Origin of the sequence: Metamycoplasma hyosynoviae (assembly GCF_004365165.1) — a bacterium.
GTDB classification, from domain to species: Bacteria; Bacillota_I; Bacilli_A; order Mycoplasmatales; family Metamycoplasmataceae; genus Metamycoplasma; species Metamycoplasma hyosynoviae.
On sequence record NZ_SOCH01000005.1, the window covers coordinates 24,432 to 39,443 of the forward strand.

Here is a 15,012-nt window from a genome sequence, read left to right on the forward strand (position 1 = left end):
AGTTTAAAATGAATAAAAGTAAAAAAATATTTATTGGATTAGGACTATCAGTGGTTACTATACCACTTTTTGCTTTTTCACTAGTATCTTGTGAATCGAATCTTAGAATAAAATTAAACTCACGTTTGAAGAAAAATAAGTCGCTAAGAGGCAAAGTAGAAACAAAAACTGGTATCAATAATTTTCCAACTTTTGAAAAAGATATCCGTGATGAACTTGCTAATCGTTTAGCTACTACAAGTGATAAAACTGAAAGAAAAAATATTTTCAACGACATAATAAAAAAAGTTGATGAATCAAATCAAAATTTAACATTAATGAAAGAAAGTATAGATTAGTTAAAATTAAATGATTGAGAATAATAATTTACAATTAAAATCAATTAAAAAACTAGCTATAGCAGAACTTACTATTTACTTAGCAAATTCTGCATTCTTTACATTTATTTATAATAATAGTTATCACTAAAACAGTTTTAGTATTTTTCTAAAACTGATTTTTAATTTTGTATCAGCCAAAAAGTGCTTTTCGAAATAAAAAATAATTCAACAAACTAGAACAACAAAAATACATTTGTTTAAATAAATAGACAAAAACTCAAACAACAATTAATATTAAAATGAAGAAAATTTTAGGTGGTTATAATATGGATGAAAAATTAAATTTATTAGTTATTGGCGATTCTATCGGACAAGGATATAATAGCAAAGTAGGGTGTGGAACAGCTGGTAGTAAAAAAAGCAATGACAGTTTTTACCAAGGATATAGTTATGGAGATTACCTTATTGAATATATCCGTGAATTTTTAGTTAGCAAGCAAACTGGAAATCTTAATATTAATGAGATATGAAATTCAATTAATTATAATAACTTGTCATTAATTGGAGCAGTTATTAAAGATTACGATTCATTATTAAATTTAACTTATAATGAAGATTTTTTTTCACTTTTAAATATCAATAAAAAATTACACAATATGGCTAATATCAAATTTGATGAAAGCATTTATTGATACAAAGATTTTCAAAAAAATAATTTAAAAGAAGCTTATAAAAATTACTGTATTTATTTACAGGCAGAAATTAAAAAAGCTACTTGTATTTTATTTTCACTTGGAGGAAATGAATTCCAAGGATCATTTCCTTTTAATAGTTTTAGGAAACTTGTTCTAGAAACTAATGTTTATAAGCAAAAGAAAATCTATGATAGTTTTATGGAAGAAATAGACAAACTTCTAGCTAAAACTGAAAAAGAATATGTTGATTTTATTTTGAAGGTAAAGAAATTTAATCCAACAGCAAATATGTTATTAGTCAATTACATAATTCCATTTTTACCATTTTTAACTTCATATCAAAATTATTTATCTAAATCAAATCCAATTATCTTCAAAGATATTGTTTATGTAGTTCTTGATAAATTTAATTCATTTATGCAAAGAGTATCGAGCCAAACTAATACTGATTTTGTTGATGTTTATGATAAAAAAGTTTGAATTAAAAATATGTCAACTTTATATGAAAATATTGTTGATACGCATCCAACAGAAAAAGGTTATCGTGAAATAGCAAGAAAAATTTTCTTGAAATTAATTTCTAATAATTATCTTTACTTTTTAAGACCAGGAAGATGACTTACCAAAATTAAATATGGTAAAGAGATATTTTTAGTTGATGAAACTAAATCAAACATAATTACCACTATTAAAAAATTTGAATTTCCCCTTCATAAAAGCAATAAAATAATTAATGCATTTAGATGTTGAAATGAAGAAACTAAACAAGTTAATAATCCCTATTTTGAATTAATTACACACGAATTTCCTAAACTTATAGAAAAAGATAATGAAAAAAATAATGGTTCAAAAGAAGAAATAAATTATTCAAACCTTTATAGTTATACATTTGAAAATATATTATATTCAGTAAAATTCTTACCAAAAGATTCGAAATTATTTGAATATATAAAATCACTTTTGGTAAACAAAGAAACAATGAAAAGCTTTTTAACATCAGTGTTAAATAGTGATCATATTGAAAGCATAATACTTGCTATTGAAAAAATAGATTTCAAGAAAGAAAAATTTTCTTGAATCAAAATAATTGAAAAAGTTTTCAAAAATAATGAACAAAACCTTTATTCTTTATTTACTGAAATTTTCACTAAAAACCCACTTTTTGTTAAAACAATAAAGGAATTGTTTGCTTTATTTATTACTGATTTAAAAGCAAATAAACCTATTAAATTACATAATTGAGTAGCAAATGATATTTTCTATAAACTTTCATTTGAAATAGGTTTCAAAGAAATATTTATCAAACTTATTAATGAATTTTGAAAACATTTAATTAATTTAAGAAATTATCAAACATTTTTTGAATTTATAAAAAGTTTTATTATAGCCAATAGAGGATTGGTACAAGATTTTGTTTCTAAAATATTAGATTATCTATTATCATATTCTGAAAAAGAAAAAGACAATGTATCTAAATTTATATTAGACATATTAAAAATATCTGAACACACGATGACTTATAAAGAATGAAATCGTGTTGATAAGATTATTAACTTATTAATATCCAATTTGAATGATATGAAGTTTAGAGAAAACTTTATTGATATACTTATTAATGCATTCACTAAAATTGATATTTGAAAAGAAGTTGATTTTACGAAAACAACAATTAAGAAAAAATATGCTAAATTAATAGTTAAGCTATTTTTCAAAAAAATAATTAAAAAACCATTTTCAAAAGAAAATCGAAAAATTTATAAATTGTTGTTTAGTTTATGAAGATTAAAAGTTGTTAACTTTATTAAAACTCACTAGTAATAAATCAAAAAAACAAATTAAATTTTTAATTTAATTAAAGGAGAAAAAAATGTACGGTATAGTTTTTTATTTAAATAAAGCAATATTAAAAGCTAATTATGGTGAAAATCACCACGATGCATATGAAGAAATAAGAGATATCCTAAGACATTATGGATTTCATTGGCTTTCAAATAGTTTCTATTTCTCACGTTCATTAAATAGTATTGTTCAAATTTATCAGGCTGTTAAAGCATTGAAAGAAATTCCTTGATTTGTAATTTCATTAGTTTCATTTCATGTGTTTAGAATGGAAGATATGTCAGACTTTACTGAATATTTAAAGAACACAAAGAAACGTACAGAAATGGATGAAGAAGAATTTGAAACCGATATTGAAGAAGGAAAAAAGAAAAATAAGAGAAAATAAAATCTCACGTTATTATCAAAAATAAAAAATCAAGCCAACTTATCTACTTGATTTTTTATTATGAAAATTTAAATTATTGCTTATATATAGGAAAGAATTAAAAAATTATTCTATTGTAATTAATGAAGCCAAATAGCTATTTCCTTTAATTTTATATTTGTATTCTTCTTTTAATTTTTCATTCAATATTTTTAATGTTAATTTTGGTGAACCTTCATTGTTTACTTTTTCATTTTCGTTAGCAAAAATAAAATTGGTATGTAAGGATGTTAAACTATTAGGTAATGTCAAATTTGAAATTTTGTTTCCCATCAAAGCACCTTCTTTGATTTCAACAACATTTTTCAAATCTATAGTTGTAATTTTATTTGAAGAGAAAGTTCCTTCACTTAAAACTAGCACTTTATCATTTAATGTAACATTTGCTATTTCATTATTTGAAAATGCTTGTCTTCCAAATTTTATTTCTTTTACATCTGCTTTACTTGTAGGAAATATGATAGTTTTGATTTTGTTATTTGAAAAAGCATTATCATCTATTTTTGCTAATGAACTATTTGCAATAAATTCTATTTCTTCCATTTCTAAATTAGAAAATGCTGCTTTACCAATATATTCAATAGTACTTGGCAGTATTAGTTTTTTAATTACCGGATTTTTTGGATTGATTCCAGCAATACTTTTTCCTGAGTTTTGAAGAATATTTCTTATAGTTTCGCCATCAAAAGAACCGCTTTTAATATGTGTAACATACGTTTTGCTTAGGTCCAATGTTTGCGTCTTAGCATCAAAATTTTCTTCTAAATATTTAGTTGAAAAACTATTGGGAGTTTCTTTATTGCAACCGCAAGATAAAGTTAAAGCGGGTGCCGCAGCTGAAATTATTGAAGCAGCACTAGTGTATAAAATTATTTTTTTAACATTTTTTTTGTTTAACATAATGTATAAAATTTTAACACATTTTAATATATACAAAGATTTTATGTTTTAGAATTATATTATGAAAATTGAACAAAGAAAATTCATTCTACATTCATCATTTAAGCCTTCTGGTGATCAACCAGAAGCAATTGATGAACTTGTTTCTGGGCTTGAAGAAAATAAAGAACATCAAGTTTTATTGGGTGTAACTGGTTCTGGTAAAACTTTTACATTAGCAAATGTAATATCAAGAGTTAATCGTCCGGCATTAATTATTAGTCATAATAAGACGCTTGCTAGTCAATTATATTCTGAACTCAAAGAACTATTTCCGGAAAATAGAGTTGAATACTTTGTTTCATATTTTGACTATTATAAGCCAGAAGCTTATATTCCAAAAAGTGATTTGTTCATAGAAAAAACTTCGAGAAATAACAAAGTTTTAGAAGCGATGCGGATGAGTGCAATAAATGCCTTGAGCATCCGTTCTGATACTATTGTAGTTTCTTCTGTTGCTGCAATATATGGTGAGTATAATCCTACTGAATATCGCAATAATTTTATGCCTATTGAAATAGGACAAAAAATACCAAGAAAAAATTTCCTGTCAGAGTTAATTAAAATTGGATATTCAAGAAATAAAATGAATATTGATAGAGGAGAGTTTGATGTTAAAGGAGATGTTTATGAAATAGCTCCCGGATATACAAATGACTATAATTTACGTGTTGAAACATTTGATGATGAAATAGAAGCAATTTCTCAAATTAATCCTATAACAAAAGAGAAAATTAAAAATTTCAATTCAATAACTATATTTCCTGCAACAACTTATACTGTGAATCCAAATATGATGGAAAATGTTATTTCACAAATTGAGAATGATCTAAAAGAACGTATAGAATTTTTTGAAAAAAATAATAAATTATTAGAAGCTCAAAGAATAAAAGATAGAGTACTAAACGATATTGATTCTATTAAAGAATTTGGTTATGTTAATGGAATTGAAAATTATGCTAGATATTTAGATGGTAGAAAACCAGGTGAAAGACCTTATACTCTATTTGATTATTTACCATCAAATGCAATTATTTTTATTGATGAAAGTCACTTAATGATTCCACAATTAAATGGAATGCATAATGGAGATCGTTCTAGAAAAACCACATTGGTTGAATATGGTTTTAGACTTCCATCTGCACTAGATAATAGACCTTTAAAATTTGAAGAATTTGAAAACTTTACTTTTCCTAAAATTTATTTATCAGCTACTCCTGGAGATTATGAAATAAATAAAACTAATGGTGAAATAACAACTCAATATATTAGACCAACAGGATTATTGGATCCTATAATTGAAATTAGACCAAAGAGTAATCAAATTCAAGATATTTATGACAATATAAAATCTCAAATTGCAAAAAATGAAAGAACACTTATACTTACAACTACTAAAAAATATGCCGAGGAACTTGCGCTTTATTTAAAAGAACAAAAAATTAAATGTGCCTATATTCATGATCAATTTAAAACATTTGAAAGAAATGAAATTATTAAATCTTTGCGAATGGGAAAATATGATGTAGTTATTGGAATTAATTTACTAAGGGAAGGTCTTGATATCCCTGAAGTAAGTTTGATATGTGTGCTTAATGCAGATACCAATGGATTTATGCGTGATAAAAGAAGTTTAATTCAAATAGTTGGACGTGCTTCGAGAAATGATCATGGTAAGGTATTGTTTTATGCTGATATATTAACAGATTCGATGCGTGAATGTATAGAAGACAATATAAACAAAAGAACCATTCAAAATGAATATAACATCAAAAATAATATCGTGCCCAAAACTATTCAAAAACCAATTCCTCAATCAATTCAATCTTCTTTTGTGATTGATGATATAGCTGAATATTTTGATAAACAAAGAAATACTGTTAACCTAAAAAATAATAAAGTTTATGTTCAAAAATTGATTGAACAAATGAATAAATATTCAAATGAAAATAAATTTGAAGAAGCTATTTTAGTAAGAGATCATCTATTAGAAATTGGTGTTGATATTGAAGAATTAAAGAAATAAGAAAATTAAAAATTGCCTATAATAAAGACAATTTTTAATTTTTTGAATATATTAATTTGTAGCTTAAACTTGTGGGATTTCTTGTGCAGTTTCTTTTGGTTGCAGTTTTAAAATATTAATTCTATATACACCTTTTCAGAATCATGCAAGCCCTGGTGTTAAGAAACCACCAATAATAAACATAAATATGTCTAATAATATTACAATCCCTAATTTGCCACCTTTGTAAAATAGTGGTTGTTTGAAGTTTAGGAATTTATAAACTACAATGTTGTATTTTGTATATACATCAACAGTTTTATCTAAATTAGGATTTAATTCTTTTATTGGATCTGCAATAAAGAACATTGTGAATGCATATAGGAAGTAAGATAAAACCATTATATTTGTCATTCAAATTTGATATGTTTTTAAAGTTATAGATTTTCTTGCAAATCCAAGAAGTATAAATCCAATAGCTGGATTAATTGCATGTAATATAAAACTTGGTATTGCTCTTTCTAAGTGGTTTCATGTTCCGTTTTTCAATGAAAAGTAGAAAATAAGTGTTCAATAAATTAAGAATGTTATTGTTATATTTACTACTGCAAAAAAGAAAAAAGATTGTGCTTTTTGTTTATCAGGATTTAATCCGTATACTATCATCGAAATAGCTAAGACCATATTACTTATCATAGTAAAGGTTGATAATTGGCTAAACATCATAGCTATAGCATTTGGAAAGAATTCATTGTTTTTAGTACCTTTTCCAATTAATTGATCAGCACCAGAACTTTTTAATTGGTCAATAGTTTTCTCGATTCCATATATTTTGAAATAGTGGATAAGGATTGAAATATTTAGAATTAACATAAATATTCCTACAAAAAATATTGCCTTATGTAATTTTGAAAGCGATAAAAATTTCTTGTTCATAATTGTTCTTTTCAAAAATTAAAATGTTATTTTTTTATTTTGTAAAAGTAGTTTTTTGAAAAATTCCTCCTTTGTATAAATAGTTGTTTTTTCACTACCAAACTCTCTTATTGCAAGTGATTTGTTTTCTATTTCTGACTTACCAACAATAATTAAATATTTAGTTTTTAAAATTTGGGCATCACGTATTTTTTTATTCATACGTTCATTTCTAGTGTCAAGTGTTACATTAACATCCATATTTAAAAGTTCTTTATATAACTCTTCACAGTATTTATTTTGTTCATCTGTTATTGGGATAATGCATACTTGACGAGGACTTAATCAATAAGGCAAATTACCTTTGGTTTGTTCAATGATAGTAGCTATAAATCTTTCATATGTTCCAATTAAACCACGGTGAATAAGTACGGGAGTTTGTTGTTGTTCATTATCATCTACATAATGCATTTCAAATTTATTAGGTAGTAAAAAGTCGAGTTGCAACGTAGACATAGTAATTATTTTACCAAGAGCTGTTTTTACTTGAAAATCAATTTTAGGTCCATAAAATGCTGCTTCACCTTTGAACTCGGTATATTTGATTTTTAATTCTTTTAAAACTTTTCTTAAATCATTTTCGGCATGTTCTCACATTTGATCATTTTGGAAAAACTTTTCTTTGTTGTCTTCATCTCTTAGTGAGAGTGAAATGTGATCGATTTCAATATCAAAGTCTTTTAGAGCCGTTATTATCATTTGATATAAATGCTTGAACTCATCTTTAATTTGATCAGGTCTTACAAAAACATGCCCTTCGGTTAGATCCATTGCTCTAACTCTTTCAAGTCCAGATAATGCACCTGATTTTTCATATCTATATAATCTAGATTGTTCAGAGTATCTAATGGGTAATTCTTTATAAGAACGTCTTGTTGAATTGAAAAGCATTATATGATGAGGGCAAGTCATTGGTCTAGCGATCAAATTTTCATTGTCCATTTTAATTTCGTTGAACATAGTATCTTTATAGTGACTTAAATGTCCGCTGATTTCATAAAGTTTTCTTTCGCCAAAGTGAGGTGTCATAACTTCTATAAAACCAAATTTCTTGTCAAGCCTTAAAACATAGTCACGAATAGCATTGTGAATTTTCATTCCATCTTCTAATCAAATTGGGAAACCTTGACCACATAATTGATTGAAAGTAAATAGATTTAAATCCTTACCTATTTTTCTATGATCGCGTTCTTTTCTTTCTTGAAGTAATTGCAAGTATTCATCTAATTCTTCTTTTGTTTCTCATGCAGTACCATAGATTCTTGTTAACATTTTATTTTTAGAATCACCTTTTCAATAAGCGCCAGCAAGAGATAATAATTTAAAATGTTTTATGTTTTTTGTGTTTTGGGTATGTCCGCCAGAACATAAATCAACAAAAATATTTTTTTGTGTTTTAGGTTCTACAAAACCAAAAAAAGTTATTTTTTTTCCTTCGTTTATAAAACTTTCATGAAGCTCTTTTTTGTAAGGCTGATTTTCAAAATCATATTTATAATTTTTGATTTCTTTTATTTCATAACCTTGTTCAGCCAGCTTATGCATTGTTTTTTCAATTTTTAATAAGTCGCTTTCCAAAAGCGGTTTTTCAAAATCAAAATCATAATAAAAACCTTCATCTATTGTAGGTCCAATTGCTAATTTTGTGTTTGGATATAACTTTAATATCGCAGTTGCTAATAGATGGCTTGCTGAGTGATTAAGTTCTTTATTTAATTTCATTTTATATACCCATCGCCTTTCTTAATTTATCTAAATTTACTTTTGCTATTTCTTTTGCTTTTTCAGCGCCTTTTGCACTTAACATAGGAACTGATTTAATTGCCTTATTATATTTTTCTTGAATTTGTATTAGGAAGTTTTTGACTAATTCAGCTACAGCTGTTTTTAGTTCAAAATAATTTTTATCTTTAAAATTGTTTTCTGATTCTTCTAATGAAATATTTTTTAAAGATGCATAGATTGTTAATAAATTTTTAATTCCAGGTTTTCCATCAGATAGATAGATTTTGTTTTCTGAGTCTGTAACTGATTTCATTATTTTTTTATATGCGGTTTCAGGGTTATCTAATAAATATATAGAAGCATTTTCCGCAGGATCAGATTTAGACATTTTCTTTGTAGGTTCTACAAGAGACATTATCTTTGCACCTATTTCAGGAATTAATGGTTCTGTTAAATTGAAGTTTGTTTTATATTTATTGTTAAGTCTTGAAGCTATGTTTCTTGTAAGTTCGATGTGTTGCTTTTGATCAATACCAACAGGTGATATATGAGCATCATATAGAATAATGTCGCCTGCCATAAGTGTTGGATATATTAATAGTCCTGTTGGTATTGTATCCATTCCGTTTGGTGATTTTATTTTTTGTGATTTGTCCTTAAATTGTGTCATACGTGAAAGTTCACCAATTGTTGTGTTTGTTAAAATTAGTCAATTCATATATGTGTGTTCACTTACATCTGATTGAAAAAATAGTGTTGCTTTTTCAGGATCGATCCCACAAGCAATATATAAAGCAAAAATATTTTTTCGATTTTCTTCAAGAACTTTTGGATCTATTGGGAGGGTCATAGCATGTAAATCAGCTATAAAAATATAGCTATTATATTTGTCTTGGAGTTTAACCATATTTTTAATAGCGCCAATGTAGTTTGCAATTGTTAGCTTTCCGGTAGCTGTAATTCCACTTATTAAAATCTTCTTTCTCTCATCCATCTTTATTAACCTTTTTTTATTTTCAATAATGAAATATTTAAATTATTATTATAATATTATTATTATTAAAACTTATCAAATTGTTGGAGTGATGTATGACAAAAAAGCAAAGATTTTTATATATTTTTTTAATTATTATTACTTTTGGATTTATATTAATTCATTGAAAAAAATATAGACAAAGAGAAGAAAAACAAAGTTTATCTATATCCACTAAATTAAATTTTAAGTATGAAGATTTGATTTCTGCATTAGGCGGAATACAAAATATTACTAGTGTAAATTCAACACAAAAAGTTTTAAAAATTAGTTACAAAAATAAACAAGAAATCAATTTTGATAAGTTAAAAGCAATTAAAGATATTTCTGGAATTTCACTTACACAAAACACTATTTCAATAATTATAGGTAATGCTGCAATTTATCTAAAAGATAAGATTCAAAAGGATTTAGCAAATGAATAATAAGGGTAAATATCAGAACTTACTAAATAATTTATTGAACATAGATCCGTTTGATAGTTCATTATATTGTAGAGTTAATAATGAAAACTTTTTTGATGTTTATGAATATTTTGGCGAAAAAATAGCAGCTAATGTTTTAAACAACTTTTCATTAAATATTCTTCTTTCAGACAATAAAAAAAGACAAATGATTCAAAAGTTAAGAAATGCTTCTTATTCAGATGAAATAATAAGAATATATAATGAAAATGGAATTAAGTTAAATGAAAACCTTTTCGATAGCAAAAACTTTGATGATGTAAAACAAGGGCTTTTGATTGATATGGAAGTTGAACAGCAAAAGTCAATTGTAATGTGAAAAAAAATAATTAACAAAGCAAATGATATAAATGCTGAAACAAACATTTGACCATTACATATTGGGTTTTTTATATTATCAGTAGAAACTGATAAAAAAGTAATTCATGCTCCATTATTTTTCAAAGAAGTTAATATTGAAATAAAAAATTCATTAGCTTATATGTATTCTAATTCAGACATTAAGATAAATGAAAAATTAATCACTTTCTTGAATCAAGAAGGTTTTGCTATTAATATTAATGATTTTGATTTTTCTAATTTAACAATAAATTCTATTTTTAACTATTTCAAAAAGGCTTGATCTTCACTTTATGAAATCCCAGAAACTCTTTTGTCAGAAGTAGAAAAGCAAAATCAGAATACTATTAAAAATAGATCAATTAGATTTTCTACTGGAATGATTTTGGGCTTTTTTAATGTATCATCCGGATACTTATGAAATCAATTAAAGATGATAATTGATAATGATGAATTTGAAGATATTATAAATCCCGATTTCAATAAAATTAAATATAAAGAAAAGGTGGACAAAATAATTTTTGATAACTTATTTAAGTTATATAAAATTCAAAACACTAACTTCTCACAAGATTGTGCAACAGTATCGGCACTCTATCAAGACACTATTATATGAGGCCCTCCAGGAACGGGGAAGTCTCAAACTATTAGTAATTTAATTGTTAATATTATAGCTAGAGGATATACTGCATTAGTTGTATCACAAAAAAAAGCTGCACTTGATGTTTTGAAAAATAGGTTAAAAAAACTTTCAATATTTTGTTTATTTGCACTTAATGATAAATCTTTAAAAAACGAAACCTTTTATAAACCCTTAAAAGAATTTATTTATCTACTAGAAAACTTTAAACCAACCGAAAAAGAAGAACCTCTATCTATTTGAAGCAAAAAAGAAGAAGAGTATATTGCAAGGTTGCAAAAGATTTTAAAGGTTAAAAATATTGATCAAAATCTAGAATTTTATTTCAATATAAATAAAGAATTTATAACCGAAGACAACATTGTGCTTATCAAGAAATTGAACAAAAATATTAAGTATAATACTACTGAATTAGATGATATAAATAATTTAAAAAAACACTTATATAAAGCTAATTTTCAAAAAAATTATAATATATTAAAACCATATCCAAAACAACTAAAAGATGCATTAGAAATACTTATAGAAAATCAACAATTGCTTCAACTGGATCTTGATATATTGGTTAAAAATATTGAAAAAATTGATATTGATTCTTTAAAAAAAATAATTAACTTTTTTGAATCAGAATCTTTCAAAACAGAACTATTTATAAATGATGATTTAAAAATAGCAAGAATGATTTTATCTAAAACTATTGATAAAATGAATGATTTCACTAATGAACAAAAGAAACAATATACCTCATTCGCTATGGCTATTAGAACAGCTCATTTACGTCCTTTTAAGTTCTTCCAAAAATACAAGGAAATGATTAAATTATTATTCCCTATAATCATTACAACCCCTGATGTTGATTTGTCAATTTGGAAAAAAGGTGAGTTTGATTATGCTATTCTGGATGAAAGCAGTCAAATATTTATCGAAAAAGGAATTCCTATTTTATACCTTGCTAAAAGACATATTTTGGCTGGCGATAGCAAACAAATGCAACCTACTAGATGATTTTCATCTTCATATAGTGCAGAAGAGGAAGAAGATTTTGCAAGTATTGAATCATTATTAGATTATGCAACTGCACGTGGTATGTATTCGGTTTTACTTGATAAAAATTACCGTTCTAAAAAAGCAGCGTTGATGACGTTTAATTCTAAAAATTTCTATGATTCTAAATTGGATGTTATAGATGAAAATTTTGAAAAGAACAAATTAAATGATGCTATTGAAGTTGTTGAAGCTAATGGTGTTTGAGATAATAGTTGTAATAAAGAAGAAGCGGCTATTATGCTTTCTAAGATAAAAGAAAATCTTGGCAAGTATGAAAAAATCATTGCATTAGTTTTCAACTCGAAACAACAAGATTATTTATTGAGTTTAATATTTAATGAAGAAGAACAAATCGAAGAAGCTATCAATAATGAAACACTTCAAATAAAAAATATTGAAAATATCCAAGGTGATGAAGCTGATTTAATAATTATGTCTGTTGTATATGATCACAAAACATCATTGCATGGAACTTATGTTGCTAGAAAAGGCGGCAAAAATGCATTGAATGTTGCTATATCTAGAGCTAAAGAAAAATTGATAGTTATCAAATCAATTAATTATAAAGACATTGAAATCAATGATAAATCATCAAGTGATTTAATTTTATTTAGAGAGTGATTAAGGTTCTTAGATTTAAATCCTGAACAAAAAAATAAGTATCTTTTAATACCGAATAAAAATGTAAAAGAAGCTACTGAAGAAATAGCAGTTTATACTGGTGATTTATATGAAGAATTAACCAATCTAATTAAAGATGGTTTACCTGAAAGATATAAATTATTAACCAACTATACAATCGGAACTAAAGAAATAGATTTTTGTATTTATGACAAAGAATTAGATAATGTTAAATTAGGGATAATTATTGATAATTTAAGTTATCAAACTGAGTATAAGGATTATCTATTATTTAAGGATACTATTAAGTTTTTAATATCTAAGAAATATCCAATAATTGTTTTATCTAAGTTGAATTTCAGCCTTATAATGAAAAAGATTTCGCTATTTTTAAAGGAATTGAATAATGAACAATAACGAAAAAAATAGATATGATGAACTAATGGAAACCACTCCGGAAGATCAGTTAAAATATAAAAATATTGGTAAAAAAAATGAAAGAAAAAAATTAGTAAAAAAGATTCTTTTCTTTTCACTTTCAGCGGTTGGTATTGCAACTGTTTTTGGATTGGCATTTGGAATTAAAAAACCATTAAATGATCTTCATGTTTGAAAAAATACAGCCAATTTAATTAGCGAAGATGATATTGATAAATATATATCTTATAAGAAAAATTTAAACGAAAAACAAACAACGTTAGATTTTATAAAAGAGCTTATAACAAGCGATAATTTAGAAAATTCGCCATCATTAAAAGCTATTGATTTTAAATTGATTACAAATGATTATGAACTTAAAATAGTTAATGTTATTGAAAATATATTATCTAATTCAGTTGTGTTTGATTGTCTTTTGATTAGCAAATTAAATAAGAAAATAAATTTAGTTCTTCCTAATATCATTATCAGTGGATTTAAAAAACAAGAAAGAGTCCCACTAAATGTTAAAGAGTTAGAAGAACACAAAAAAATATATGATCTTTTAGACAAACAACCAATTTCCTTCAAAGACACCAAAGAGAAATTAAAAGAAAAAATTATTCAGGTAAATTCGATAAAAAATATTTTTGAACGTACTAAAAAATTTAGAGATATTTTTTATAATGGATTTCCTTCGGGTAATGTTCCTGCATTTGTTGTTTATGATGTTTCATTTGATGAAACTAAAAATTTATTTATCTATGAATTTGAACCTATGATTTTCACTGGAACAAGAGATAAACATAATGGTAAAAAATTTAACCATTTTAAATATGTTTCAAAAAATGAAAAAATAACTTTCCAAAAAGAATTGAAAACAGAAATAGTATCTTAATTATTCTAAAACTTCAGTATTTTCCGGTAAATTTCAAGGATCAGATTTATTGATTCTATCTATAAATAATTTACCTTGTAAATGATCATATTCGTGTTGAGCAACTATTGCTGGATAACCAATAAGGTCATATGTTTTTACTTTCTTTTCAAAATATGAATAAGCTTCAATAATCACTCTTGTATATCTAGGGACATAACCTTCTTGATTTTTTCAATCGTCATCAACGCTCAAACAGCCCTCACCTTCACCCAAAGTGATTTTGGTTTTTGAATGAGAAATTAGTTTAGCGTTAATTAAAGCATCATCAAAAATGATGTTATCTTCACTATCTTTTATATATATATAGAATATCCTTTTTGGAATCCCATATTGAATAGCAGCTACACCAACTGCAGGTCTAAATTTTGTTTCTTCTTCTTGACTATCTCTTACGTGATAAATCATTTTTTCAATAAGTTCAACATCTTCTTCTATTAAAGGAATAGGAACTTCTTTGGATACTTCACGTAATATCTTGTCTGGAAGGGTAACTAAATTTACACTTTCAAAATCAAATTTGTACATATAGTAATATAATATATTAAAAACAATATACATTATTGAAATTTATTTGGAGATTTATTTT

At 25.3% G+C, this 15,012-nt stretch carries 12 protein-coding genes; 7 read left to right on the forward strand and 5 right to left on the reverse strand.

All coding sequences use genetic code 4. From position 1 onward, the window contains the following. Positions 1 to 8: 8 nt before the first annotated feature. The 3 genes from JN03_RS02665 to JN03_RS09685 all read left to right on the forward strand — a co-directional run bounded on the left by JN03_RS02665 (position 9) and on the right by JN03_RS09685 (position 3,242). Complete coding sequence (locus JN03_RS02665; protein ID WP_036443997.1) at positions 9 to 338, forward strand: hypothetical protein; 330 nt, start codon at positions 9 to 11, stop codon at positions 336 to 338. A gap of 281 nt (positions 339 to 619) precedes the next feature. After that, a complete protein-coding gene (locus JN03_RS09680) occupies positions 620 to 2,830 on the forward strand; it encodes an SGNH/GDSL hydrolase family protein (RefSeq protein ID WP_166666766.1) in 2,211 nt (736 codons plus the stop codon). Positions 2,831 to 2,882: 52 nt separating this feature from the next. Then, on the forward strand, positions 2,883 to 3,242 hold the full coding sequence (locus tag JN03_RS09685) for a Virulence-associated protein D (RefSeq protein WP_036440278.1): 360 nt from the start codon (positions 2,883 to 2,885) through the stop codon (positions 3,240 to 3,242). A gap of 105 nt (positions 3,243 to 3,347) precedes the next feature. Here the strand turns inward: JN03_RS09685 and JN03_RS02680 are convergent, their stop codons facing one another. Then, complete coding sequence (locus JN03_RS02680; RefSeq protein ID WP_134076678.1) at positions 3,348 to 4,181, reverse strand: leucine-rich repeat domain-containing protein; 834 nt, start codon at positions 4,179 to 4,181, stop codon at positions 3,348 to 3,350. 61 nt (positions 4,182 to 4,242) lie between these two features. Between JN03_RS02680 and uvrB the strand changes: the two genes are divergently transcribed. Beyond that, complete coding sequence (gene uvrB, locus JN03_RS02685) at positions 4,243 to 6,246, forward strand: excinuclease ABC subunit UvrB (RefSeq protein WP_134076679.1); 2,004 nt, start codon at positions 4,243 to 4,245, stop codon at positions 6,244 to 6,246. Between the two features lie 63 nt (positions 6,247 to 6,309). On the opposite strand, the gene JN03_RS09690 is transcribed toward uvrB, so the two are convergent. The 3 genes from JN03_RS09690 to trpS are packed head-to-tail and all read right to left on the reverse strand — an operon-like array spanning position 6,310 to position 9,919. After that, entirely contained in the window at positions 6,310 to 7,161 is an 852-nt protein-coding gene (locus tag JN03_RS09690; RefSeq protein ID WP_051599088.1) for an MAGa3780 family membrane protein, read from the reverse strand. A gap of 18 nt (positions 7,162 to 7,179) precedes the next feature. Then, positions 7,180 to 8,922 carry a threonine--tRNA ligase gene (thrS, locus tag JN03_RS09695; protein WP_036440287.1) on the reverse strand — a complete coding sequence of 581 codons (1,743 nt, stop codon included), beginning with the start codon at positions 8,920 to 8,922 and terminating at the stop codon, positions 7,180 to 7,182. Position 8,923: 1 nt separating this feature from the next. Beyond that, positions 8,924 to 9,919, reverse strand: coding sequence for a tryptophan--tRNA ligase (gene trpS / locus JN03_RS02700; protein WP_134076680.1), 996 nt, complete (start codon positions 9,917 to 9,919; stop codon positions 8,924 to 8,926). 95 nt (positions 9,920 to 10,014) lie between these two features. Here trpS and JN03_RS09700 point away from each other — a divergent pair, with 95 nt between their 5' ends. The 3 genes from JN03_RS09700 to JN03_RS09710 are packed head-to-tail and all read left to right on the forward strand — an operon-like array spanning position 10,015 to position 14,384. Beyond that, positions 10,015 to 10,383 carry a PTS glucose transporter subunit IIB gene (locus tag JN03_RS09700; RefSeq protein ID WP_036440293.1) on the forward strand — a complete coding sequence of 123 codons (369 nt, stop codon included), beginning with the start codon at positions 10,015 to 10,017 and terminating at the stop codon, positions 10,381 to 10,383. Next, positions 10,376 to 13,486: an AAA domain-containing protein gene (locus tag JN03_RS09705; protein ID WP_134076681.1), complete on the forward strand. Its 3,111-nt coding sequence runs from the start codon at positions 10,376 to 10,378 to the stop codon at positions 13,484 to 13,486. The genes JN03_RS09700 and JN03_RS09705 overlap by 8 nt, the downstream gene beginning before the upstream one ends. Next, positions 13,476 to 14,384 carry a hypothetical protein gene (locus tag JN03_RS09710; RefSeq protein WP_134076682.1) on the forward strand — a complete coding sequence of 303 codons (909 nt, stop codon included), beginning with the start codon at positions 13,476 to 13,478 and terminating at the stop codon, positions 14,382 to 14,384. The genes JN03_RS09705 and JN03_RS09710 overlap by 11 nt, the downstream gene beginning before the upstream one ends. Here the strand turns inward: JN03_RS09710 and def are convergent, their stop codons facing one another. Then, the gene (gene def / locus JN03_RS02720) at positions 14,385 to 14,951 is read right to left on the reverse strand and encodes a peptide deformylase (RefSeq protein ID WP_036440302.1); all 567 of its coding nucleotides are present in this window, start codon (positions 14,949 to 14,951) and stop codon (positions 14,385 to 14,387) included. It abuts the gene before it with no gap. Positions 14,952 to 15,012: the final 61 nt, after the last annotated feature.